Source organism: Yersinia sp. 1652 StPb PI (assembly GCF_041538345.1).
Lineage (GTDB): Bacteria > Pseudomonadota > Gammaproteobacteria > Enterobacterales > Enterobacteriaceae > Yersinia > Yersinia enterocolitica_E.
On sequence record NZ_JAULSM010000001.1, the window covers coordinates 325,822 to 348,209 of the forward strand.

The window sequence follows — 22,388 nt, forward strand, 5'->3', positions numbered from 1 at the left end:
ATCAGCATGACGTTAATTGACTGTAATAAAGAAATGAAAGGGTATCATTCAGACAAAGTAACTTTGTCAAACACCGACCAGTCTGAAATGCGTGACCGTCGTGATAATGGAAGAAAACGGCTCGAAAATGGCCTGATTCGCTCATCCCATCCATTGCCAAAAGAATTTAGCTCTCAAGGTTCTTATGCGATGCGCACCATGGTCCAGGACGATTTATGTGATTACGACATCGATGACGGAATTTATTTCAACAAAGAAGACTTGAAAGATGGAGACGGTAATTATCTTGGTGCGCAGGATGCACGAAAGCGAGTTCGAAAAGCGTTGAAAGACGACAGGCTGGCCTATGATGCTGTTGTTAAGACAAATTGCGTTCGCCAACTCTACCCTGATGGTTATCACATCGATATCCCAATATACCGTTCATTTATCACAAAGGACTTTTGGGGTAACGAAACAACTGAATATGAGCTCGCCAGTGGCGATGAATGGACTAAATCCGATGCCCGTAAGGTTACCCGATGGTACAACAATGCTGTTGGTTCAGAGCTTAAAACTAGTCAGGCTGATACCAGCCAACTTCGCCGTGTTACAAAGCTGACCAAGAAAATGGCTCGTTCCCGTACCTCATGGAAAAAGAAAACCAACAGCGGTATTTGTATTTCGAAATTAGTTGTAGATCATTTTGTTTGTCAGGCGGGCCGAGATGATGATGCTTTACGTGAAACGTGGAAGGTCATCGAATTTCAGCTGACATTTAGCCAGCGCATCGGGCATCCGGTGTTTGCAGATAAGAATCTTGCAGAAGAAAATGATGAGGCCGTAATTTTCTTTCGAGAATGCCTAACTGAGGCGCTAAATGAACTTGAAGTGCTTGAACAGTATAACTGCACTCGTGAAAAAGCCGCGCTTGCCTGGGATAGGGTTTTCAACACTGATTATTTCAGTACAGAAATCTCTCAGGACACGAATATGTCCAAATCTCTCATGCGCCCAGCTGTCAGCGCATCGGCATCTCTATCCTTCCCCGCTCACCCCGTCACACCTAATAAATCAGCGGGGTTTGCCTGATGAATTGGTTACTGGAGAATCCTGCGCGCTTTTTGCGTGAGCAGAAGGAGCTCAAACGCCTTGAGAGTGAGCAAGAGTGGCTAAACATGGCTTTGCGCTTTCAGAGCGATGGTAAGTTGTCAGTAGAAATAAACATGACTATTCATGGTCGCGTTTATGAAGGGAAGATGACTTATCCGGATTCGTTTCCAGATTCTCCACCCTATATCCGTCCCAGAGATAGTTCCGAGAGGTGGTCAAACCACCAATATGGCGAAGGGGGGTCACTGTGTCTGCAATGGCGAGCAGATAACTGGCAGCCTTGCGTAACCGGGGCGGATATGGTGCTCAGTGCCTTTGAGTTACTGAACACAGAGCAGCATCCCGAACTACCAAATTCAGTCCCTTCGGCACATCGTTTAACAGAAGGCCAGATTTTGCGGAGTTCGATCCGGCGCTTAATACTAACCACCGATATCATGGAAACTTGGAGTAATCTTCCTCCCCTATCCAGAGCCAGTTTAAAAACAGCAACCCTGTTCAGTTCTAACAAGGTTGTAACATTCATCACTCAGATTTCCGATGCAGAGAATAATTTAAAAAACGTCGAAGACGTTCCACAAAGTCTTGGGTCATTCACTTACTTACTTTCACTATCTGGAGAAGGGTGGGTGTTCAAAAGTGAAGGATTTGATTTGAAATTGAAAATTAAATCTGCAGAAGATTTACTTCAGGCGATATCAGATGAGGGCTTTGATACAGTAGACATTCTGGTTCAGGAAGATAATAAGTACAAGGCCAGAACGATAGTGTTACTAGGCAGAGATGGATCGTCATTGAGAACTTTTTACCTTAACCCTGATGATGAACCCACTATACACGAATTCAGTATTATTTGGCCTTCATCCACAGAGCTTAGGTTATCAGAGGAATCACAACGGCTGACGAAGATCAGAATCGGAATAATTGGCCTAGGCTCAATGGGTAGTAAAATCGCAACCTCGCTTGCGCGGTCAGGGATAAAGCGATTTTTGTTAGTTGATGATGATTACCTGGCTACCAGCAATATAGTGCGTCACGAGCTGTACTGGAATCATGTTGGCGAACATAAGGTAGAGGGCGTAAAAAGTGCACTTTCACTGATTTCTGCGGGTATTGAAGTCGATGCAAGTATTATTCGTCTGGCGGGACAAGAATCCTCGGTATTTATGGCTTCCATCCTTAATGACCTTTCAAAATGCGATCTGCTTATTGACGCAACAGCAAACCCTGAGGTTTTTCTTCAGTTATCCGCTCTTGCGAAACGCTATAAGATACCGCTGTGTTGGGGGGAAACCTTTGCAGGAGGGTACGGGGGAATGATTGCTCGTTCCCGCCCAGGTTATGACCCAAACCCTTTGGCCGTTCGCGACGCATTTTATAGTCATCTTTCAACTCTTCCTAAAGCACCTTTTGATAGCGCCCAAAATTACGATGGCAGTGAAGAACAGCCTCTGACCGCATATGACAGTGATGTTGGATTTATCGCTACAGCGCTAACCAGGCTTGCTATTGATACAGCATTATCTAGAGATCCCAGCATATTCCCTTACTCTCTATATTTACTCGGCATGCGTTGTGAGTGGATTTTTGAGCAACCTTTTGACACGCATCCAGTCCATGTGTCTGGAGCTGGATGGGATACCGATGACACAAGCGTCAGTGAAGAGGATCGTTTAGCTGCCCTACAAGCGATACTGCAAATTTATGAAGGAGAGGAACGTGCTGAACCTGATACTACCGGCTGAACAACAGGCAGTGATAATGGATGCTCTATCTAAAGCCGGGCGCCGCGAAATTGGCGGGATTTTAATGGGGGAACATATTGGACCCAATGAATTTATAGTACGCAAAATGACAGTACATCGTTGTGGTGCATTTGCCTACTTTGTCAGACGGCTTGAAGAAGCAATCAGTGGGCTCAGTAAATTTTTTAACGAAACAGGCCATAATTATCAGATGTTTAATTATATCGGTGAATGGCACTCCCACCCATCTTTTGAACCGTCCCCCAGCAGTAAGGACGACAGGTCCATGCTTCAAATTGTTCAGGATAAAAATGTTGGGGCAAACTTCGCGGTCCTTGTCATTGTCAAATCAGGTTCGAAAGGTGAGCTAATTATAACTGCTCACACCTATCTCCCAAATGGAACGAAAAGCGAATCAGAAATAACTTTGTTATGACCCTGGCCCCGAATATGATCCATGCATAATCAGGAATAACCAGCTTCAGGTTGGTTGCTTATTCTGGCAACCGGCAGATTTTTCGGCGAGGACCGTCAAGGATGTTTGCCGAGAGGCCGATATTTCCGAAGCCAGCTACTACAACTGGAAGGCGAAATATGGCGGGATGGAAGCCGCTGATATCAAAAAGATCAAAGATCTTGAAGATGAGAATCGTCGTCTGAAGCAGATGTTCGCCGATCTGAGTCTAGAATGTAGGGCGCTGAAATACGTCATCGAAAAAAGCTTTAAAAACAGCGACAAAACGTGAGTTCGTTAGCTATCTGACCACGCAGTTTTCGATTACAAGAGAAATTATGTACCCGTGGCAAAGTCTGCTTTCCAGGCGAATAGCGCCGGTGATTCAGCAGTTTTTAGTCTTCTGTTAAAGCAATAAAACGGAGACTACGACTTCGCCATCTCCGGAGAATGATTAACTCATATGCTTCACGAACTTAGGGCAAGGGGTATTGTGTACGCTTAAAACTTCGGCAAGTTACCCAGATTATCGCGTTTGGTACTGTTACGGTCCGTCGAAAGGTAAATGTCATCGATAACGTGAACATCTGCCCCGTTAACCCACTTACCATCTTTTTTGGTGATGGTTTTAAATTTTGTTGCTCCGTCGTTGATCAATTCTGCAACGAACTGCCTAGAATTGATTGTTGTATCAGCCTCGCCTTTACCACCTTTAATGATTTTCACATACTCAATGTGCTGGTTACTGGCATCCATGCGAACTGCCGAAATATAATACAGAGTCATTGTGTATCTCCTGATACGCTATCCCATATAGCGTTCTCCAGAATATATGCACGGTTGAACTTAGTCATATCAACCTGTTCCGGTATATAACACGCTGAGAGTTGTCACAGATCAAAAAACGCCATGCCTCCCGGTTTTCCATTACATGGCAACGTCCCCCCTTGATTAAGGATAGCGTTGCATCGACCCGTTGAACTCACAGCTCTTAGCGGACTATGGTCAAGGTTGTTGGCAATTGGGGGCCAATGATAAAAGCTTTTTGGCCTGCCTAAACCTTGCTTTGATAGCCATATTGATGTTGTACTGATATGGCTCTGTACCCACTTGCGGTGTCTGATTTTTGTACGGATTTTTGTTTGTGGGTACAAGTGCGGGTACAAGCTCTTAGTGTTAAAAATAAATAATATTGATATCAGTAGGTTGTATGATATTGGCGAGTCCGGCCTTCGCACCATTAGTATGTAAAGAGACGTCTACGAGCGTCTTTTGTATATCTATAACCCAGTCCCCGCAAGGCTTTACCCTCGCTTTTCAGTCCACTGACGTCAATCTGAGTTACCCCACATCAACCTGCTTGTGTATATGCAGGTTCGAGTATGTTTATACTGCCGAGCTTGAAGCTAAAGCTTATAAGCCCACAGATGGCGACGTTATGGTTGAAGGAATGTATAGAGAGGTAGATGAGCCATTAAGAACGTAGCTCTGTACGTGCGGCTTATATCCATAAAGCTGAGCGATCCAATGGGGGCTGATTATTTAGATGCCAACCGGAAACGGATGATTCGGTCGTTTGATTTTGCCAAGAAAAATAACCTGTAAAGATCACTGATGGCGGATAATTCTGATTAGTCAGCTGGTCAGCCATCGACAAAAGGGGCGTTAGCCCCAGTAGTTAATTAAGACGGAACTTATTTACGATCTTTATTCGCTTGTGCTAACACAGAGGCCGCTAGCTGCTTTGTCAATGCACAGGAATTTGGGTTATCAAGTGCAACCGATGCTTTATGTTCCATTTCTCCACTTGTCTGATTTGGTGTTCCTCGTTGGGAGAGAGCAGAACCAGCAAGGCTTTTCTGGATTGCAGAAGCGTTAGGGTCATTTAAAGTCTTCGCAGCAACGGAAGCTACATTGCCAGATGTTTGTTTTGTATTTTTACTCATGGCCTGAATCCTTATAAGAGAAGTATTGATGTAGCATATATGGTATCTCGTTTATATCTAGACACAATATATGGTGTTAATCCTAATATTTAGTGGTTAATTTTTCAATAGTCACTCAGACGGTTTACTGGACTAAATTACAGTTAGTAGAATGTTCAGTATTTTATGTTGAAAATATGACTTAAAATGATGTTATTTGGATTTGTTAACTACTTTATTGAGATGGGTGCACAGACTTGAACGTTTGGAGTCATAATTTAAATCTATGAACTGTGATGCTCTAATTGATCCGGGATTATGATTATGCAAAATAATTGAGCTATAAATTAAATGTCAGTAAATTATTCATATCTAATACTGACATAACGATTAACTGCTTCGACCACCTGGGTTTCTGCTGTAGGTTCTCCAGTCCTTGTCCAATATAGCGTAAATATAATAGCTCCCTGGGCAGGGAGGAAAGGTTATAATACAGAAAATAATACACTAGCTATTAATATAAAATAATATGGGTGTGACGAAAAAACCTCCTTAGTCAATATTTTTGATATATAAATATAAAAATATTGTGCGCATTATGTTTATATAAACGTTACTTATAGTGTATTTTGTCGTGAGAGTACGATAATGAAAGTAGGGGTAATTGAATAATAAATGGTGTTAAAAAGAAATAAAGTAAATTAAATTGCATTTAATTCATTATTTAATATGGCTCTGATCTTTATTCTCATGGAAGATAGATTGTAAATTCGATGGCCTGTTGGCGGTCAACTCCTCCGATTTGCGACAATACAGAAATATTTATGCTGGACTGGTACTAAAACACGATATAAGTGCAGACCTACTGTTGAGGATCTCTCGACAAGCTTGATCTCAAGCCCATAATGAGTGGTAAATAAAAACGGAACGGCCAGTTTTTGACTGGGTAGACGCTAAATGAGCATATTAAGCAATAAAATTTATGGATTTTGGGGAGGATGAGCGGCCCCCCTTTGGCAAGTTAGCCTTGCTCTACAGGTGGAGCCGTGAGTTATTGATAGGTTTCCCCGATAAAGCCCTGGTGAGGCGAAATCAGTATTTGCAGACAGAGCAGGCCAAACAGATAACATTCACGAGATAAGTTGGTATTTTTTAGCTCTGTCACATTAAATATAAACACTTAACGCCATTGTGGGAACGGGTGAAAACCACTCTTGTAACACTTTAAGAAAAGTGATATTAAAATCAGTTGGAGTTTATTAATTTGATTGCAATTTGAATTATTAATATAGGAAGGTATGTTACGAAAATGAATATTAACGTCACGGATACGCCAAACCCACAAGACGAAGAGTATGTCATTGATAGTCTTTGGGCTCACAATAATAAAACTGAAGCTGTAGACATTCATCCGCTATTCTTAACGGTTACCAACGACAACGGCAAAATTGTGGCAGGATTGGTTGCCAGGACCTGGTGGGGTGGGCTTGAGGTCCAATATCTTTGGGTCAGTGATGAATATCGTAAAAGTGGCTATGGTCGCCAATTAATGGAAAAAGCAGAAGAAGAAGCCATAAAACGCGGCTGTCATATGGCTTATGTAGATACTTTCGATTTCCAGGCCAGAGGTTTTTATGAAAAGTTAGGCTATCGTGTCTATGGCGATTTAGGTGGATATGCCAAAAAACATACTCGGCACTATCTGGCAAAAGAAATTTAACCGGTTTTAATCGGCGAGGTCGTAATGGATTTGCCCGATAAAAATAATGAAATTTATTTCAAGGGCCTTATTGCCATGATGGAGCACCTCAGTGAGCCATGGGGCATTAAAGATCTGAATTCCCGCCATATCTATATGAACAAGGCAGCCTATCTTTATACCAATACACCATTGAACTTTGAGATAGAGGGGAAGCTGGACGATGAGTTTCCTGCTAACTGGGCTGAATTTTCTCCCGAGTTTATGGAGCATGATAAGAGAACCGAAGAGTCACAAGATCGGGTTACTGTCATAGAAACACATTATTGGTATGGTAAAGATACTCTGACCCCCTTTATCAGTGAAAAGCTGCCTATTTATAATGATAAAAAAGAAGTCATTGGTGTTATGTGGAGTGCCAAACCACTTAATACTTTATCTCCACTCAAATACATAAACCAACAAAAACCAAGCGTCCTGACCACCGAAATTAATAGTAAAACTTTTACCCGTGCTGAGCTTGACGTTATATTTTTAATGTTGCAAAGACTTTCTGTTAAAGAGATCGCTAAGATATATAACATCAGCACTAAAACAATAGAAAACAGAATATATACTATTTATCAAAAATCTGATGTCCACACGTTGCAACAGTTTGAGGAGTTTTGCAAATTTGCACATTTGGATAATTATATTCCGGATCGACTGGTAGCAAAAGGAATCCAGTTTATCTGAACTACAAGGGTGCACTTTATCGTGATCAAAATTGAAGACTATCCATTAAGCCGCGTGCCACAGGATAAAAGGGTTTCATTTTTAAGCGTTGCCATCGTTCACATGGGTATGTTGACCGCGCTGGATCAATTTATGCTGGGGGCGGTGCTGGGTAACTCCATGACACTGACTGATGCATTCACCGCAATCCTTATTGGCAGCATAATATTTGGTGTTGTGACCTACGGTCTTGGGCTGGCCGGTATGCGTGAAGGGATCTCCGGTAGCCTGTTGGCTCGCTGGTGTGGCTTTGGTCGCTTAGGCTCAGTACTGATCGGGATTGTGGTAGCGGTGAGCTTACTGGGTTGGTTTGGTATACAAAACGCTATTTTCGCCAAATCGCTTGATTTCGCTTTGGGTAATAAACTGGGATTCGGATTCGCGGCAGCTTTATCGGGTAGCCTGCTGACTATCTTGGTGGCATTTGGTTTTAAGGCATTGCGCATCGCCGCACGTATTGCGGTTCCGATGTTTATTTTGCTGGTGGCTTATATCTCTATTAGTACGCTGTCCGGGCATAATCTGCATGAAATTATGCAGTTGATACCACCGGGTGATCCTCTGTCTATCAGCGCAGGTATCACTATCGTTGTCGGGGGCGCTATCGTGGCAAGCCTGATGACCCCTGACCTAACGCGTTATTCCAAAAATGGGAAGCATGTGTTGGGTGTGACGATTTTCACCATTGTGGCCGGGGAGTTCGTGGTCAATGGCCTGGCTATCTTGATTGCTAAAACGCTGGGAACAGCTGATGTGGTGACTATTATGTCTCAGGCCGCGGGTGGTGCAGGCTTGCTGGTGGTGGTGTTCTCAACATTAAGAGTTAATGACCTTAATCTGTACTCTTCGTCCCTCGGTATCGTCAATGCGGTCGAGGGGTTGACCGGGAAAAAACTGAAATACACCTTAACCACGTTAGTTATCGGTGTTCTGGGTACGACACTTTCCGTGTTAGGGATTTTGGATCGGTTTGTGGATTTCCTTACAGTGCTAGGTGTGGTATTCCCGCCGATTATCGGCATCATGCTGGTGGACTATTTTGTGTTGCGCTCTCATCGCAATATTCTGGATAAGAGTCGACTGGAAGGGAAACTCCCTGACGAAACTCAAACACCGGTTATCGGTTGGATTGCCATTATCGCCAGTATTGTCGGCAGTGTTATCGGATTGGTGACTGAGTGGGGGATTCCAACCATTAACTCGCTGGTTGCCGCCAGCTTGATATATTGGCTATTCAAAGTGGCAGTCAGTCGTAATCAAAAAAGCATTGAATCAGAAAAAGCGATTTAACGTTATTCTGAATACTCCTCGCAGTGCGGGGAGTATTTGGAAATTCATTCATTACCTGCTCGCACTCAAACTACTGATACAGCCTCGGCAAACTTTTAATCTACGCCTGCTATTCCATCTGATTCTTTTTGAGGGTACTTTGCCGTTGCTAGCGCTGGCCCATGCTTCTTTCTACTATCGCCATAATCAACTCAAATAGCTCAGATTTTGCCTGTGAGGCGGTGATTTCGCCGCTAGCAGCAGAACACGATAACCCTTCTGCTGCACCTAGCAATGCCCATAGGCTGGCATCTGAAATCAGATTCCCTTTAGCATAGGGCGCGAGTATATTCCGGCATTTGCGGATGTACGCCTTAGAATATTCACGTTTCATCTCATCCAGCTCAGGCGTGCCTTTTAATGCTGCAATGACCCCAGAGATTTCCTGCCCCTGAAGCAGGACACAGTCAATATATGATGAAGCGGTCACAGTGGCGATAGCAGTGAGTGTTGGCTCGCATTGCGCAATGGCCGCGTCCATCAATGCGGTTTGGCGGCTATCAAACTCTTTATAAAGTTCGGCAAAAAGTCCAGCTCGGGTGCCGAAATGGTCATAAACCACCGGTTTAGTGACGCCGGAGCGCTCAGCAAGGCGGCCTAGCGTCAGGGCTTCAGTGCCTTCTTCCCGCACCAGTTGCCATGCTGTATTCATTAATTGGTGGTAACGCTCTTCACGCGATAGGCGAAGTCGTGACGATACATTCTTTTTGCTAGTTGACATGCTTATATACCAAAGGTAACTTACCAACAGTAACTTACTAATGGTATATAGATTACGCCAACGGCATTTTAATGGCAATCAGGAGTCAGATTATGCATTCACTTATCGTTACCTCACATCCGCTTCATGAATCACTCACTAACAGTGTTGCACGACAGATTGCAGCGGGGTTGGTTGCATCGGATTCTACACACACTTATGAGATTGCCGATATTGCTACCGAAGGTTTTGACCCAAGGTTTACCGCAGTGGATATTGCTGCTTTTAATCGGCAAGCTTCGCTGTCGGATGATGTGCTGGCGGAGCAACAGAGGATTGAGCGAGCAGATGCGCTGGTATTAGTGTTCCCAATTTACTGGTGGTCGATGCCCGCATTGTTAAAAGGATGGATTGATCGCGTGTTTTCCAATGGCTGGGCCTATGATGACGCGGGAGAGTTGATCAAAAAGCTGACGCATCTGCCAGTACATATCATTGGAATCGGTGCAGCCGCGCATAAGACTTATATCAATCATGGCTTTGCCGAAGCGATGAAAATACAGATTGAGCACGGTATTTTCAATTTCTGCGGTGCGCCGGTGATGAGTTCAACCGTGTTACTGCTGCCAGACTTAGGTGGCCCTGGTCCGGTACTTGAAGCCGCATATAATATGGGTACCAATATCTTTACCTGCGAGACAGCAGCAGGATGATGGCCTGAAAGTTAGTGATTCCACTTCCGTTTATCCTCCATGGAGAAGTGGAATCAACTAGATTTAATTACGCAATTGGCAACGTTTTTCGCGTTTTTTTAGGCTTCAGATAACGTGAAGGCCAGATCTCCGCAGGATGTAATTCCAGCACCTGTGCAATCAAGTTTTCGCCCTTCGGCCAATGGCGCAACAACGTATTCGCCAGCGTTGAAGAGGCCAGCCCTGACTCTCGGGAAAGTGCCGCCATCGTTGTACCGCGTTTTTTCAAACCCGCGATAATATCTGCCGGATGCCAGTCTTGTTTATCCATAATGTTTAATCCTCCATGTGATGTGTTCGAGTAATTATCCTATCCGCGTAAAAATATCCCAAAACAGGATATTTTTGGGGTATGGATTGTTGTGGTTAATTTAGATTTTGTATGGTTATCCGAGTTAGGGCTGAAGATATATTGGGAGGATAGGATACCCATACCCCACAACACCTGGCATAGTTAACGCATTCAATAAAATGACTCACTAATTTCGGGTGACGATGCATGGCGGCGGTAAATCACTGGACGCGGGATCAACTGTTAGTTGCTTTTACACTGTATAGCCAAATTCCCTTTGGCAAATTGCATTCCAGAAATCCCGATATTATTCATTACGCCGCGTTAATTGGCAGAACCCCTTCGGCACTCGCGATGAAGTTGGTCAATTTAGCCAGTCTGGACCCTTTTATTACTGACTCAGGCCGCAGTGGTTTAACGAGTGTCTCTAAGGCCGACCGAGCTTTATGGCTGGAATTGAATGAGAATGCTGAAGTTTTTGAATTGCAATGCCAACAGGCGATGAGTGAGTTAGAAAAGCCGATTACCCAACTGTTTGATAGTAATATTAAAGTTGATAATAGTATTAACACCGACAGTGGTATTAAAGACTTTAGTGGCGGCGAAAGAACTATGATTATTAAAGCGAGGGTCGGTCAGCAATTATTTCGTAAAAATGTACTGCACATCTATGACAATCGTTGCTGTATTACTGAACTAGAAGTACCTGCATTACTCGTTGCCAGCCATATTCGCCCATGGAGTCACGGCGCTGAACATCGGCTTAATCCCAGTAATGGTCTGTGTCTTTCAAGTTTGCACGACCGGGCCTTTGATCAGGGATTAATCACCTTTAATGAGCATCTGGAAATGGTGTTATCCCCTCAGATCAAAAAACTCAAAAGCAGTATCAGTGAAGATAATTTCGCTAAATATGAAGGGCGGAAGCTGCGTTTACCGGTTAAGTTTTCCCCCGATGAAGGGCAGATGGCGTATCACCGCCAGAATATCTTCATAAAATAGAACACGCTGACAAAGTGAAATGAAGGGGTACTTACTGTTGGGGCAATAGTGGCGTAAACCACCGTGCACTCTGAGTGCGGTAAACCCTTCATTCACTGCGCCAGGAATCGCGTTGTTATAAACCTCAGTGTGTCAGGTTTATTTCAACAAGAACGATTGACCCTGTTTCAGCACTAAATCACAGGCTTTGGTTTTGATTTTTTCAGTGATTTGCTCACTGCCCAGATCGTTCAAATTCAAACTCTTACCTTCACCGGTTTTCAGTAATCCGCCTAAACCTTCCTGATAGTCCTGGCTCTTGGCATTTTCGGTACTGGTGATACCCAGTTTACTCATCAATTGGTCTTTAATCGCCGAAGTGCCATTGGCCGACAGGACATTATTTTGTACGCAATATTGCAATATACCGGCAGCATTGGTCATGGTGCTGGCACTAAGCCCTTTATCGCCGCCATTGAGTAAGCCGGTCAATGACGACAATGAAGATGAGCTATCACCCGATTTACTGTATTGGTCAGCAGCACTTTTTACTGAATCCAATAGGCTATTGGCGTGAACGGTAGCCGTCAGCAGCGTGGTAGAAAAAGCCAAAGCCAGCGCCAGGCGATAAGTGGTGTTCATAGAAACTCCTGTTTTACAGCGGCCTCACTGCCATGAGGCCGTGATACCACCAGAAAGACTGCTAATTATTTTCTTCGGCGCTAAGAATAACGCAAAGGAGACATTTTGCTGATAGGTGTTATCTGATAACGCGGCAACTTGCTGAATTACCACGGGCTTCATATCGCGTTTAAATTCCCCCTATTAATGCCCATACCTTAGGCGCAAAACCTCCGGGTAAGGGTCAAAATAGCGCTGCTGGGCAAGATAGCTGTCGGGATATTCAGCTAAATAATGTTTGAGCAGGGTAATGGGGGCAAGCAGTGGCTGACTGCCTTGACGATAACGCAAAATCAGTTGTGCCAGCTCGCTGCGTTGCCGGGGGCTGAGTTGGTTGCTGAAATAGCCTTGGACATGCTGCAAGACATTGGTGTGACCACGGCGGGAGGAGTGTTGGCTCATCAGGGCCATCAGCCGGTTACGGTATTCAAAAGCACATTCATTAATTGAAGGCCATTGGTCGATAGCCGCAACGAAACGCCCTAATTCACGGTAGGCAGGTTGCGAATGAGCTAGTAATAATAATTTATAGCGGCTATGGAAAGCGATCAGCCGGGCGCGGCTCATGCCTTGTTGCCATAGCTGATTAAACTCGTGTAAGGCATAGATTCGTGCCACAAAATTCTCTTTCAGCTCTGGGTCACACAGGCGGCCATCTTCCTCAATGGGGAGCCACGGTAGTTGGCGCATTAATTCTTGAGTGAAAATGCCAGTACCACTTTTGCGGTTATTTTTGCCATCGGCTTCATACACCCGCACCCGCTCCATGCCGCAGCTAGGGGATTTGGCGCAAACCACATAGCCGCTTAAATGCTGCAATCCCGCAATTCTTTTCGCGGAGAAGTCCTGCATGGCGCGGGTCAGGTCGGTTTCTGGTTGGTTACTAAAGCTGAGACGAATATCATCAGCGCCTGCTTTAACCAAGCGTAGCGCTGGGCGGGGCGAAGGCAGCCCGATTGCCATCTCAGGGCAGACCGGCTCAAAATGAACAAAAGGGGCCAACTCGTCCACGGCAAATGTTAGACGTTTATGCCCGCCATCGAAACGTACTTTCTCACCTAACAGGCAAGCGCTGATACCGACGGCGATTTTGTCTGACATGGTTTTGCCTCATTATTTATCGTGATTACACTTATCTACCTTCATTATAGTTAAGGTCTAAGCATTTCCGGTACTGGTGATGATCAGTTTACTCATTAAGCATTTTGCTGATAGGTGTCATCTTATAACGCGGAATATTCCCAATATATCGGGGCCAATAATCCTATAATTATCAGCCCCGGAGTAATACGAGTCAGTTTTTACCCTTCATTAACGGCTGGCTTTGATTGGCGAAATTTACGTACTACTCGCAGGATTGGCGGCAGCACCAACACCAGCACGGCCAGTATTAGCAAGCTTTTTGCAATAGGGCTCGACCACAAAATAGTGTAATTACCATTGCTAATGGACAGTGCACGACGCAGGTTTTGCTCCAGCATTTCGCCCAGAACAAAGCCTAAAATCAGCGGGGACATGGGGAAGTTCATTTTTCTCAGCAGATAGCCAAAGATACCCAATCCGACCATGAGCATCAGGTCGAAAGTGGTGCTGTGCACCGCATAGACCCCCACCGCAGAGACTGCTGCAATGGCGGGGACCAGGAACCATAACGGAATGGTTAACATGCGGGTGAAGAAGCCAACCAGAGGTAGGTTCATCAGCAGTAATATAACGTTGGCTATCAACAGCGAGGCAATTAACCCCCAGACAATATCCGGTTGCTCGGTGAACATTGCAGGCCCCGGTGTGATGTTATACAGGGTCAATGCTCCCATCATTACCGCCGTAGTGCCTGAGCCTGGAACGCCCAGAGTGAGCATCGGAATAAAAGATCCACAGGCAGAAGCATTATTCGCCGCTTCAGGTGCGGCAACACCACGAATATCCCCTTTACCAAAACTATCGCTGTTACCACTGATGCGCTTTTCGGTCATATAGGTCAGCGCACTGGCGATGGTTGCCCCTGCGCCCGGCAAAATCCCAACAAAGAAACCGATCACTGAAGATCGCAGTGTTGGCCCAACACATTCTGCCGCTTCTTTGCGGTTGAACATCAGGCGACCGGTTTTACGCACCAGTTTCTGGCCGGTACTGGTACTTTCCAGCATCAACAAGATCTCACTGACCGAGAACAAGCCGATCACCACTACGATAAATTGAATTCCATCAGAGAGGTGGACACTATCAAAGGTGAAGCGATAAACGCCGGTGTTTGCATCAACGCCTACTGTCGCCAACCCCAATCCGATTAAGGCGGCTAGCAGTGATTTCAAGGGGTTTTGGCTCATCATGCTGCCAAGGCAGGCGATGGCGAAGACCATTAACGCGAAATACTCCGATGGGCCGAATGCCAGTGACCACTGTGCCAGTAGCGGTGCAAACAGAATGATCCCACCAATAGCCAAGAGTGAACCAACAAATGAGCTAACTGCTGAAATGGATAGCGCTACACCGGCACGGCCCTGCTGCGCCATCGGATAACCATCAAGGGCGGTCATGATAGCCGCGGCATCACCGGGGACATTAAGTAATATGGATGAGATGCGCCCACCATATTCACAACCGATATAAACCGTAGCCAGCAAGATCAGGGCAGACTCGGCGGGCAGTTTTAGGGCAAAAGCGAGTGGCAGCAAAATGGCCACGCCGTTGATCGGCCCCAGTCCTGGGAGTAAGCCAACAATGGTACCGATAAAGCAGCCTATCAGGGCAATCATCAGGTTTTGTGGTGTTAATGCCACCTCAAATCCTTGCGATAAATACATCCAAGTTTCCATCACAGCCTCGTTAGTTCAGCCAAACGCCAAGTGGTAGGGTGACATCAAGTAAATAGTCAAAGGCATAGAATAATGACGCGCCCAGAACCACGCCGGACAGCGCAGCGACCCATATTTTTGCCTCAAATAACAATGCGATGCTAAATGTTAGTAGGGCTGTCGCCAGCGGGAATCCAAGCGACTCAAATCCCCAAGCATAGAGCACCAGCGTAATCACCATCACCAACAGGCGATGCAATACTTTGGCGTGCGGCCATGCGATAACGTCTGGTTTACGCAGCAGCAATAGCACCGCGCACAGTGTCATTAACGCCAGAATTGCCATCGGGAAAGGGCGCGGGCCTAGCGGCTCGTAACTGTATTCGCTTTGAATTCCCCAGCCGATAAATAAGCCGCTGATACAGAGCAGGATCCAGATACTGGCAAAAATACGATCGCTCATGATCTTTCTCCTTAATTATTTGGCCAGCCCGAATGCTTTAGCTTGTTCACGATATTGTTCAATCTGTTTTTTGACATACACATCCAGCTCTTTGCCGGTCAGGTTGAACTCAAATAAGCCGCGTAATTCACGCTGTTTTTTGAACTCGTCAGTTTGTACCAAGGTGTTAAAGGTCTCCGTCCACCATTGATATTCGGCATCACTGACCTTCGGCCCGAGATAGAAACCACGAATAATCGGCCACACTAAATTGAAGCCTTGTTCTTTAGCCGTAGGAATATTAGCCAGTTGGCCAGGCAGGCGTTGTTCTGCATAAACAGCCAATATCCGTAGTTTGTCGCCTGCCAGATAGGGCACCATTTCACTTAAGTCCCCGGACACCGCCTGAATATGGTTACCTAACAATGCGGTAACCGGTTCACCGCCACCCTCAAAGGCCACATAGCGCATTTTATGGGGATCGACGCCCACCTCACGGGCCAGTAACGCCGTTTTCATCCAGTCCTGGCTGCCAATCGAGGCACCGGCCCCGAATACCACGCTGTTAGGATCTTGTTTAAAGGCATCCATCAGATCTTTTAGCGTTTTATAGGGAGAGTCAGCCCGCACGGCGATCATGCCGTAATCAGTGCCAACGGCCGCCAACCACTTCACATCGTCAGGGCTATAACGGCCAAATTTATTTTGTGCCAGATTAAGTAAAGAGCCGCCGGAGAACGCGACCACGGTGCCAAACTCTGCTGGCCGTTGCGCGACGATGGCGTTATAGGCAACCGCTCCGACACCTCCCGGCATATAGCTGACCCGCATCGGGCGATCAATTGCTTTAGTCTCTTGCAGGGAAACCTGAATCAATTTACAGGTAAGATCAAAGCCGCCGCCGGGTTTGGCCGGCGCAATACATTCTGTTCTGCCAGGTGCCTCGATAGCCTGTGCCATTTGTGCTGTCAGTATCAGAATCGAGGCGGCTAAAGTGCGGGTAATTATCCTTTTCATATTATTCCCTCATTATTTTCTTCTAAATTGTGAGCCTTCCCGCGATTGCGAGGTTGCTGAATTGTTAATAGATTAACCTTTCAGTTACCTTTCAATGGGAAGGAAAAAGTACAGGATGTGATATGCGTCTCTTGTTGGTAGAGGATCACCCCGAGTTATCTCACTGGTTACAGAAAGCATTGACTCATGCGGGCTTCGCTGTGGATGTGGCAAATGATGGTGTTGCCGCCGATCATTTGCTGCAAAACGAAAATTACACGCTGGTGGTATTGGATGTGGCGTTGCCACGTTTGAACGGGTTAGATTTGCTGGCCCGGCTACGTAAGCGTGGGCAAACGCTACCGGTGCTGTTGTTGACCGCCAGAACGGAAGTGGCAGACCGGGTGAAAGGACTGAACTTGGGGGCGGATGACTATTTGACGAAACCGTTTGAACTGGATGAACTGGAGGCGCGGATACGTGCTCTATTACGGCGTAGTGTCGGCGGAACCGGGCAGGCGGTGCAATTTGGTGAGTTGACCTATCACGACGAAGGTTACTTTCTGTTAGCGGATAAGCCATTGGCGCTGACACCGCGGGAATCGGCAGTATTAACCTCACTGATGCATCGCCGGGGTAGGCCAGTTGCCAAACAACAACTGTTTGAGCAGGTATTTACCTTATCCGATGATGCCAATCCAGAAAGTATTGAACTGTATGTGCATCGGGTGCGTAAAAAGCTGCATGGCAGTAATGTCTCTATCCAGACTTTACGCGGTTTAGGTTACAGCCTGGAATGCACTGATGGCGTGCTCTAACACGACTGTGCCACGATGGTTTAAAGCCCCACGTTCGCTGTTTCATCAATTGCTGCTGTTTTTTGGTGTCCCGCTACTGATTTTGGGCGGGATCTCTATTTATACCCATTATATCAGTGCGATGAATGCGGCTACGTTAGCTTATGACCGCACGTTATTAGCCTCTGCCCGAACGGTGGCGGAGCGGTTGGTTGTTCGTCATGGGCAGCTAGAGGTTGATGTCCCTTATATTGTCCTCGATAGTTTTGAGCGCAATATGAATGATCAGCTTTACTATCAGGTGATTACGCCAGAGGGGAAAAGTATAGCTGGCTACAATGATTTACCGCCTTTCCCGCTGAATACGCCACGATCTCTTCTCTACCCTGCATTGGTACATTTTTATGATGCCGAGTACCGAGGCAAACCAATACGTGTGGCTGCGCTTTATCAACCGGTTAATGAGTCTGGTGTTATGGGGATGGCGATGGTGCTGGTGGCTGAAACGCTAGCATCCCGCCATGATCTGGCACAGCAGATCATGATATCGGCAGTCTTGACCCAAGGTACGCTGGTGCTCTTGACGCTGGTAATGGCGTATATCTTACTCAAAGGCATTCTCAAGCCACTACGTAAACTGTCGGGCCTGATGCTGCGTCGAGATCCCGGTGAGCTGACCCCGCTCCCCAAAGTGTTGCCATGGTCAGAAATGGAACCGTTGTTATTGGCCTTTGATCGCTACATCGAGCGTTTACGGGAAATGGTGGCACGTCAGGGGCGCTTTAGTGCTGATGCCTCTCATCAATTGCGTACACCGTTAACGGTATTGAAAACGCAGGTGGCGGTGGCCCTGGCCAGTGACTCCCCACAACAATGGCGTGAAAGCCTGGTGGCGATGCGCGGGACACTGGATCACACCGTTTCCCTGACGGATCGGTTATTGCAATTATCACGGATGAAAGTACACGAGCGCAGACTACAACCGGTTAATCTCGGCCCACTATTACGTGACGCGTGTTTTGCACACCTTGCTCAAGCCCGCAGCAAGCAGATTGATCTGGGCTATGAGGGGGGGTCTGAGTGCTGGATCGAGGGGGATGCCTTATTGCTGACTGAACTGTGCGATAACCTGCTGGATAACGCGTTGAAATACACGCCAAAGCATGGCGTGGTGACGGTACGGTTGGTTATAGGCGGTGACACAGGGCGCTGTTGGTTAGAAATAGAAGACAGTGGCCCTGGTATTGCACAAGATGAAGCTGCGCAAGCGCTGATGCCATTCCACCGGTTGGATAATGTGGGTGAGCAGCAAGGGGCGGGGCTGGGGTTAGCATTGGTAAAAGACATTACGACCTACCATAAAACCCGCCCAGAGTTATTGCACAGTGAGTTACTAGGCGGTTTATGGGTGCGGATAAGTTTTAGCGTGTGCGCGTGATGTGGCTCAGTCGCTAAATTTGCCATGTGGTTCCAACATGCGGGCAGCGTAGGAAATCGGCTGCCCGTGTCGGCTAAGGCATCAGGCCGATAAATACTGTTTTCTTGCGTGGGCCGGTCATCAATCCCTCCAGTTGCTCGACACACTTCAGGTAATGGGGGGTTTTCTTGTGGGCCGCCACCGCAGCTTCATCGGTATAGGCTTCATAGATATAAAAACGGGTTGGGATCGTCTCGTCCCTTAGCACATCAAAACGCAAGTTCCCCGCCTCGCGGATAGAACCCTGATGATTGGCGCGAAAAACCTCAATAAACTGCTCAACTTTGTCATCTTTCACATTAATTTCGACGAGAGTCACGTGCATATTTGTCTCCTGATTACCAAAGGTCTCCTGATTACCGAAGACCTTCTTGTCACGGCTTACCAGTCACTGACTGGCAGCGATGCCCACTCAACCTTTTTCATCTAAGAACAGCTTATAGGCTGTTTGTGCATTTTCATTTTTATGTACCACCGCATGAACCGCTTTCAGCATGGCAATTGGGGCTTCTGACTGGAAGATATTGCGCCCCATATCTACACCTGACGCTCCCTGATCAATGGCTTGATAGCACATTTCCAATGCATCGCGTTCTGGCAGTTTCTTACCACCGGCAATGACGATAGGCACTGGACAACCGGCAGCGATACGTTCAAACCCACTGTCGACATAATAGGTTTTGATCACCTGTGCGCCCATCTCAGCGGCAATTCGGGTAGCCAGAGAGAAGTAGCGCTGGTCGCGAGCCATGTCTTTACCGACGCCAGTCACGGCCATGGTAGGCATGCCGTAGCGCATTCCCTGATCAACTAATTGAATGATATTTTTAATCGACTGATGCTCGTGTTCAGTGCCGATATAGACTTGTGCAGCCACGGCGCAGGAGTTGAGCCGCAATGCATCTTCCATTGCCACCGCCACCGCTTCGTTGGATAAATCAGTCAGAATCGAGTTGGCACCGGATGCGCGCAGTACTACCGGGCGATTGGCCGACGCGGGGACGATACTGCGCAAAATGCCACGGGTACACATTAGGACGTCGGCATATTCAAACAGCGGGGCGATATTGATATCAATCCGCTCCAGGCCAGTGGTCGGCCCCTGAAAATAACCGTGATCAAATGCCAGCATTACCGTGCGATTGGTTTTCGGATTGAAAATTCGCGCCAGCCGGGATTGCATCCCCCAATCCAGTGAACCTGAGCCTTTCAGTGTAAAGGCAGGATTTATCTGCGGCACGCCAATACCGAAATCTTTACCGTCTTTAATATCGTCTAAATCAGCCATCTGTTATTACTCCCTTAGTCCTGTTCCGGCCCGCCGGTGGACGGGCCGCCGAGATTAAAAATCGTATTTGTCGATGTTTTCTTTAGTGAAAATGACCCGCTGTGGCAGTAACACAATACCGCTGCCTTTGGCCTCATGGTCATAGCCCTGAATGCTATTCGGTGCCACTTCAACCACACCAATGTTCGGGATATCAATTTTATCGCCGACATTCAGGTCGCCTTTTTTCAGCATTTCATTGGCGACATAAACTGAAATCTTGCCTTGATTAACCACATCCCACAGACCGAATTCCTTGACCGTGCCGCGCTGAACATAAGGGCGCATCACGTTTGGAGTACTGAAGCCGACGATCGCCACGTTGTCGCGTTTCAGGTTTTCTGCTGCTTGCGCCGCAGCGGGCAGGGCGTTGGCATCTGGGGCAATAATGGCATCCAGATCGCTATAAGCTTTTAAGATGCCCTCTGCGGTTTGCAGTGATTTTGTGGCATCGTTATAGCCGAACTGGGTGGTAACCACTTCCCAACCGGGGTGATCTTGTTGGATTTTTTTCTTCGCTTCATTGACCCATTGGTTCTGATCGGTAACCGTCGGGCTGGAATAGAAGAAGGCGACCTTGGCTTTATCTTTTTTCACTTGATTCGCGGCCATATCGACCAGCATCGAACCCAATTGATTCGGGGTACCTTGGTTGATGTAAACCGAGCGACATTCTGGTTTGGTATCAGAGTCCCAGGTCAAGATTTTGACACCCCGTTGCATCGCGCGTTTTAACGCTGGGCACAGTCCATCCGGTGAGACTGCCGAAACCACAATGGCGTTGTAACCCTGATTGACGAAGTTATTGATTAACTGAACCTGGCCGGAAACACTCGGTTCTGTCGGGCCATCGTAGGTCACATCCACACCCAGCTCTTTACCGGCATCAACGGCACCTTTACCGCCGCTGGTGAAGAAGCCGACCCCGACCAGTTTCGGGATAAATGCGATGCGTTCTGCCGCTTGAGCAGTAGTGATACAGGCAAATCCAAGGGCACAAACCAGTGCCAGCTTTTTTAATCTTTGTGTTTTCATTGCTATCTCCGAAGAAGCTAGGGGTAGAGGTGTTGGCAATTTCACTACAAAAGAAAACAGGTATTAACTTAGGGTGTGTCTGCTGCGACGACGTTGCAGCCATTCATGAATCAGATGTCGGTGCAGGCTGATAGAGCGCCCAACCACCACCAGAATCAGCAATGCACCGGACAACGCACTCGATATCTGGTTTGGTGTGCCAATCATTTGCAAACCTTGCTGTAAGTAACCCACCAGTAATACCGCCAGTGCCGTCCCGAGGATGGAGCCAGAGCCGCCGTAGATGTTAGCGCCCCCCAGTACCACTGCGGTGATGGCTGGCATCAGGAACGAAGCCCCCAAATCAGAGCGTGCCGAACCGAAATAAGAGACCAATAGGACCGCGGCAATCGCAGACGCCACACCCGTCAGGGCATACAGGATGCATAAGGTACGCGCGACGGGCAGGGCGCTGTAACGGGCCACCCGACTGTTTTGCCCGATAAGAAATACGTTGCGGCCGCTATGGGTGCGGTGCATCAGTAGCCAGAACAGCAGCACGCAGACCATAAAGATAACCAATGGGACGGGCAGGCCGAACAACGTTTGGTTGGCAAAATCGGTAAAGGCTGTTGGGAAGCCGCCAATGCCCTCATAGCCGGTCGCGCCGGAAATGCCGGACAACAGCAAGGCGCTGCCGCCGAACAGGTACATGGTGCCTAGAGTTATGACCAACGGGTTGACGCCGGTATACAGAATCAGCCCGGCATTAATCAAACCGCATAACGCACCAACCACCAGTGTCAGCGGGATCGCGACACTCATGGGGACGCCAGCTTGAAACATCACGCCTAGGAATATGGAGCACAATCCGATAGTTGAACCGAATGAGATGTCAATTCCTCCACTGACAATCACCATGGTCAGCGGCAAAGCTACAATGCCGATGCAGATGAAATCACTGGTACTGAACAGCAGTACGTTGATATCCAGCATGCGAGAATTCGATAAACCAAACAGCAGGATTTCCAGCACTAACAGTGCAACCAAGGCCAGTTCCCATCCATAACGGCGATAAATATTCATCGCGCTACCTCTTTTTATACCCTTCAT

At 47.0% G+C, this 22,388-nt stretch carries 24 protein-coding genes and 1 pseudogene; 11 read left to right on the forward strand and 14 right to left on the reverse strand.

Translation table 11 applies throughout. The features are described 5' to 3' along the window. Positions 1-6 precede the first annotated feature (6 nt). The 4 genes and pseudogenes from Q2T71_RS01550 to Q2T71_RS01565 all read left to right on the forward strand — a co-directional run. Positions 7-1,071, forward strand: coding sequence for a cyclic GMP-AMP synthase DncV-like nucleotidyltransferase (locus Q2T71_RS01550; RefSeq protein WP_372557896.1), 1,065 nt, complete (start codon positions 7-9; stop codon positions 1,069-1,071). Next, positions 1,071-2,837, forward strand: coding sequence for a ThiF family adenylyltransferase (locus Q2T71_RS01555; protein WP_372557897.1), 1,767 nt, complete (start codon positions 1,071-1,073; stop codon positions 2,835-2,837). The genes Q2T71_RS01550 and Q2T71_RS01555 overlap by 1 nt, the downstream gene beginning before the upstream one ends. Then, complete coding sequence (locus tag Q2T71_RS01560; protein ID WP_372557898.1) at positions 2,812-3,273, forward strand: Mov34/MPN/PAD-1 family protein; 462 nt, start codon at positions 2,812-2,814, stop codon at positions 3,271-3,273. Before Q2T71_RS01555 ends, Q2T71_RS01560 begins: the two co-directional genes overlap by 26 nt. 28 nt (positions 3,274-3,301) lie before the next feature. Next, positions 3,302-3,620 (forward strand): annotated as a pseudogene (locus Q2T71_RS01565) (transposase); the annotation flags it as partial. A gap of 172 nt (positions 3,621-3,792) precedes the next feature. On the opposite strand, the gene Q2T71_RS01570 reads toward Q2T71_RS01565, so the two are convergent. Together Q2T71_RS01570 and Q2T71_RS01575 are read right to left on the reverse strand one after the other, a co-directional pair. Next, the gene (locus Q2T71_RS01570) at positions 3,793-4,077 is read right to left on the reverse strand and encodes a DUF3892 domain-containing protein (RefSeq protein ID WP_028725237.1); all 285 of its coding nucleotides are present in this window, start codon (positions 4,075-4,077) and stop codon (positions 3,793-3,795) included. A gap of 908 nt (positions 4,078-4,985) precedes the next feature. Beyond that, positions 4,986-5,237: a hypothetical protein gene (locus Q2T71_RS01575; protein ID WP_372557899.1), complete on the reverse strand. Its 252-nt coding sequence runs from the start codon at positions 5,235-5,237 to the stop codon at positions 4,986-4,988. Between the two features lie 1,288 nt (positions 5,238-6,525). Between Q2T71_RS01575 and Q2T71_RS01580 the strand changes: the two genes are divergently transcribed. Genes Q2T71_RS01580 through Q2T71_RS01590 form a run of 3 tightly spaced genes read left to right on the forward strand, consistent with a single transcriptional unit; the run spans position 6,526 to position 8,979 of the window. Next, the gene (locus Q2T71_RS01580; protein ID WP_083160793.1) at positions 6,526-6,936 is read left to right on the forward strand and encodes a GNAT family N-acetyltransferase; all 411 of its coding nucleotides are present in this window, start codon (positions 6,526-6,528) and stop codon (positions 6,934-6,936) included. Between the two features lie 24 nt (positions 6,937-6,960). Next, positions 6,961-7,650, forward strand: a complete 690-nt coding sequence (locus Q2T71_RS01585; RefSeq protein WP_083160791.1) for a PAS and helix-turn-helix domain-containing protein — start codon at positions 6,961-6,963, stop codon at positions 7,648-7,650. A gap of 21 nt (positions 7,651-7,671) precedes the next feature. Further along, on the forward strand, positions 7,672-8,979 hold the full coding sequence (locus tag Q2T71_RS01590) for a cytosine permease (RefSeq protein WP_372557900.1): 1,308 nt from the start codon (positions 7,672-7,674) through the stop codon (positions 8,977-8,979). A gap of 148 nt (positions 8,980-9,127) precedes the next feature. Here the strand turns inward: Q2T71_RS01590 and Q2T71_RS01595 are convergent, their stop codons facing one another. Continuing rightward, the gene (locus Q2T71_RS01595) at positions 9,128-9,670 is read right to left on the reverse strand and encodes a TetR/AcrR family transcriptional regulator (RefSeq protein ID WP_372559814.1); all 543 of its coding nucleotides are present in this window, start codon (positions 9,668-9,670) and stop codon (positions 9,128-9,130) included. A gap of 161 nt (positions 9,671-9,831) precedes the next feature. On the opposite strand from Q2T71_RS01595, the gene Q2T71_RS01600 reads away from it, so the two are divergent. Beyond that, a complete protein-coding gene (locus Q2T71_RS01600) occupies positions 9,832-10,431 on the forward strand; it encodes an NAD(P)H-dependent oxidoreductase (RefSeq protein WP_372557901.1) in 600 nt (199 codons plus the stop codon). A gap of 67 nt (positions 10,432-10,498) precedes the next feature. Here the strand turns inward: Q2T71_RS01600 and Q2T71_RS01605 are convergent, their stop codons facing one another. Next, on the reverse strand, positions 10,499-10,741 hold the full coding sequence (locus tag Q2T71_RS01605) for a helix-turn-helix transcriptional regulator (RefSeq protein WP_083160785.1): 243 nt from the start codon (positions 10,739-10,741) through the stop codon (positions 10,499-10,501). A 228-nt stretch (positions 10,742-10,969) separates the two neighbouring features. Between Q2T71_RS01605 and Q2T71_RS01610 the strand changes: the two genes are divergently transcribed. Continuing rightward, positions 10,970-11,764 carry an HNH endonuclease gene (locus Q2T71_RS01610; RefSeq protein ID WP_372557902.1) on the forward strand — a complete coding sequence of 265 codons (795 nt, stop codon included), beginning with the start codon at positions 10,970-10,972 and terminating at the stop codon, positions 11,762-11,764. Positions 11,765-11,902: 138 nt separating this feature from the next. Here the strand turns inward: Q2T71_RS01610 and Q2T71_RS01615 are convergent, their stop codons facing one another. From Q2T71_RS01615 to Q2T71_RS01640, 6 genes are all read right to left on the reverse strand, one after another. Then, a complete protein-coding gene (locus Q2T71_RS01615; protein WP_372557903.1) occupies positions 11,903-12,385 on the reverse strand; it encodes a DUF2501 domain-containing protein in 483 nt (160 codons plus the stop codon). Positions 12,386-12,409: 24 nt separating this feature from the next. Beyond that, on the reverse strand, positions 12,410-12,547 hold the full coding sequence (locus tag Q2T71_RS01620; protein ID WP_193784736.1) for a hypothetical protein: 138 nt from the start codon (positions 12,545-12,547) through the stop codon (positions 12,410-12,412). 21 nt (positions 12,548-12,568) lie between these two features. Then, positions 12,569-13,525: a YbgA family protein gene (locus Q2T71_RS01625; RefSeq protein WP_372557904.1), complete on the reverse strand. Its 957-nt coding sequence runs from the start codon at positions 13,523-13,525 to the stop codon at positions 12,569-12,571. A gap of 200 nt (positions 13,526-13,725) precedes the next feature. Further along, entirely contained in the window at positions 13,726-15,243 is a 1,518-nt protein-coding gene (locus Q2T71_RS01630) for a tripartite tricarboxylate transporter permease (protein WP_372557905.1), read from the reverse strand. Between the two features lie 10 nt (positions 15,244-15,253). After that, entirely contained in the window at positions 15,254-15,685 is a 432-nt protein-coding gene (locus Q2T71_RS01635; RefSeq protein WP_083160778.1) for a tripartite tricarboxylate transporter TctB family protein, read from the reverse strand. Between the two features lie 15 nt (positions 15,686-15,700). After that, positions 15,701-16,681 (reverse strand): Bug family tripartite tricarboxylate transporter substrate binding protein, encoded by a 981-nt coding sequence (locus Q2T71_RS01640; RefSeq protein ID WP_372557906.1) that lies wholly within the window; start codon positions 16,679-16,681, stop codon positions 15,701-15,703. Between the two features lie 122 nt (positions 16,682-16,803). Between Q2T71_RS01640 and tctD the strand changes: the two genes are divergently transcribed. Then, positions 16,804-17,478 carry a transcriptional regulator TctD gene (gene tctD / locus Q2T71_RS01645; RefSeq protein ID WP_372557907.1) on the forward strand — a complete coding sequence of 225 codons (675 nt, stop codon included), beginning with the start codon at positions 16,804-16,806 and terminating at the stop codon, positions 17,476-17,478. After that, entirely contained in the window at positions 17,465-18,895 is a 1,431-nt protein-coding gene (locus Q2T71_RS01650) for a sensor histidine kinase (protein ID WP_372557908.1), read from the forward strand. Before tctD ends, Q2T71_RS01650 begins: the two co-directional genes overlap by 14 nt. Positions 18,896-18,968: 73 nt before the next feature. Here Q2T71_RS01650 and lsrG read toward each other — a convergent pair whose 3' ends face one another. The 4 genes from lsrG to lsrD form a co-directional block, all read right to left on the reverse strand. Next, the gene (gene lsrG, locus Q2T71_RS01655; RefSeq protein WP_372557909.1) at positions 18,969-19,259 is read right to left on the reverse strand and encodes a (4S)-4-hydroxy-5-phosphonooxypentane-2,3-dione isomerase; all 291 of its coding nucleotides are present in this window, start codon (positions 19,257-19,259) and stop codon (positions 18,969-18,971) included. A gap of 87 nt (positions 19,260-19,346) precedes the next feature. After that, on the reverse strand, positions 19,347-20,222 hold the full coding sequence (gene lsrF / locus Q2T71_RS01660) for a 3-hydroxy-5-phosphonooxypentane-2,4-dione thiolase (RefSeq protein ID WP_083160768.1): 876 nt from the start codon (positions 20,220-20,222) through the stop codon (positions 19,347-19,349). A 54-nt stretch (positions 20,223-20,276) separates the two neighbouring features. Next, positions 20,277-21,296 carry an autoinducer 2 ABC transporter substrate-binding protein LsrB gene (gene lsrB, locus Q2T71_RS01665; protein ID WP_372557910.1) on the reverse strand — a complete coding sequence of 340 codons (1,020 nt, stop codon included), beginning with the start codon at positions 21,294-21,296 and terminating at the stop codon, positions 20,277-20,279. A gap of 63 nt (positions 21,297-21,359) precedes the next feature. Then, positions 21,360-22,361, reverse strand: coding sequence for an autoinducer 2 ABC transporter permease LsrD (gene lsrD, locus Q2T71_RS01670; RefSeq protein ID WP_372557911.1), 1,002 nt, complete (start codon positions 22,359-22,361; stop codon positions 21,360-21,362). Positions 22,362-22,388: the final 27 nt, after the last annotated feature.

Bases quoted from the DNA above. Each gene is read 5' to 3' on its own strand.
- Q2T71_RS01635 (WP_083160778.1), bottom strand. From the start codon at position 15,685: ATGAGCGATCGTATTTTTGCCAGTATCTGGATCCTGCTCTGTATCAGC.
- lsrB (WP_372557910.1), bottom strand. From the start codon at position 21,296: ATGAAAACACAAAGATTAAAAAAGCTGGCACTGGTTTGTGCCCTTGGA.
- lsrF (WP_083160768.1), bottom strand. From the start codon at position 20,222: ATGGCTGATTTAGACGATATTAAAGACGGTAAAGATTTCGGTATTGGC.
- Q2T71_RS01650 (WP_372557908.1), top strand. From the start codon at position 17,465: ATGGCGTGCTCTAACACGACTGTGCCACGATGGTTTAAAGCCCCACGT.
- Q2T71_RS01630 (WP_372557905.1), bottom strand. From the start codon at position 15,243: ATGGAAACTTGGATGTATTTATCGCAAGGATTTGAGGTGGCATTAACA.
- Q2T71_RS01555 (WP_372557897.1), top strand. From the start codon at position 1,071: ATGAATTGGTTACTGGAGAATCCTGCGCGCTTTTTGCGTGAGCAGAAG.
- lsrG (WP_372557909.1), bottom strand. From the start codon at position 19,259: ATGCACGTGACTCTCGTCGAAATTAATGTGAAAGATGACAAAGTTGAG.
- lsrD (WP_372557911.1), bottom strand. From the start codon at position 22,361: ATGAATATTTATCGCCGTTATGGATGGGAACTGGCCTTGGTTGCACTG.
- Q2T71_RS01570 (WP_028725237.1), bottom strand. From the start codon at position 4,077: ATGACTCTGTATTATATTTCGGCAGTTCGCATGGATGCCAGTAACCAG.
- Q2T71_RS01550 (WP_372557896.1), top strand. From the start codon at position 7: ATGACGTTAATTGACTGTAATAAAGAAATGAAAGGGTATCATTCAGAC.
- Q2T71_RS01585 (WP_083160791.1), top strand. From the start codon at position 6,961: ATGGATTTGCCCGATAAAAATAATGAAATTTATTTCAAGGGCCTTATT.
- Q2T71_RS01600 (WP_372557901.1), top strand. From the start codon at position 9,832: ATGCATTCACTTATCGTTACCTCACATCCGCTTCATGAATCACTCACT.
- Q2T71_RS01595 (WP_372559814.1), bottom strand. From the start codon at position 9,670: ATGAATACAGCATGGCAACTGGTGCGGGAAGAAGGCACTGAAGCCCTG.
- Q2T71_RS01615 (WP_372557903.1), bottom strand. From the start codon at position 12,385: ATGAACACCACTTATCGCCTGGCGCTGGCTTTGGCTTTTTCTACCACG.
- tctD (WP_372557907.1), top strand. From the start codon at position 16,804: ATGCGTCTCTTGTTGGTAGAGGATCACCCCGAGTTATCTCACTGGTTA.
- Q2T71_RS01620 (WP_193784736.1), bottom strand. From the start codon at position 12,547: ATGAAGCCCGTGGTAATTCAGCAAGTTGCCGCGTTATCAGATAACACC.
- Q2T71_RS01640 (WP_372557906.1), bottom strand. From the start codon at position 16,681: ATGAAAAGGATAATTACCCGCACTTTAGCCGCCTCGATTCTGATACTG.
- Q2T71_RS01625 (WP_372557904.1), bottom strand. From the start codon at position 13,525: ATGTCAGACAAAATCGCCGTCGGTATCAGCGCTTGCCTGTTAGGTGAG.
- Q2T71_RS01605 (WP_083160785.1), bottom strand. From the start codon at position 10,741: ATGGATAAACAAGACTGGCATCCGGCAGATATTATCGCGGGTTTGAAA.
- Q2T71_RS01610 (WP_372557902.1), top strand. From the start codon at position 10,970: ATGGCGGCGGTAAATCACTGGACGCGGGATCAACTGTTAGTTGCTTTT.
- Q2T71_RS01580 (WP_083160793.1), top strand. From the start codon at position 6,526: ATGAATATTAACGTCACGGATACGCCAAACCCACAAGACGAAGAGTAT.
- Q2T71_RS01575 (WP_372557899.1), bottom strand. From the start codon at position 5,237: ATGAGTAAAAATACAAAACAAACATCTGGCAATGTAGCTTCCGTTGCT.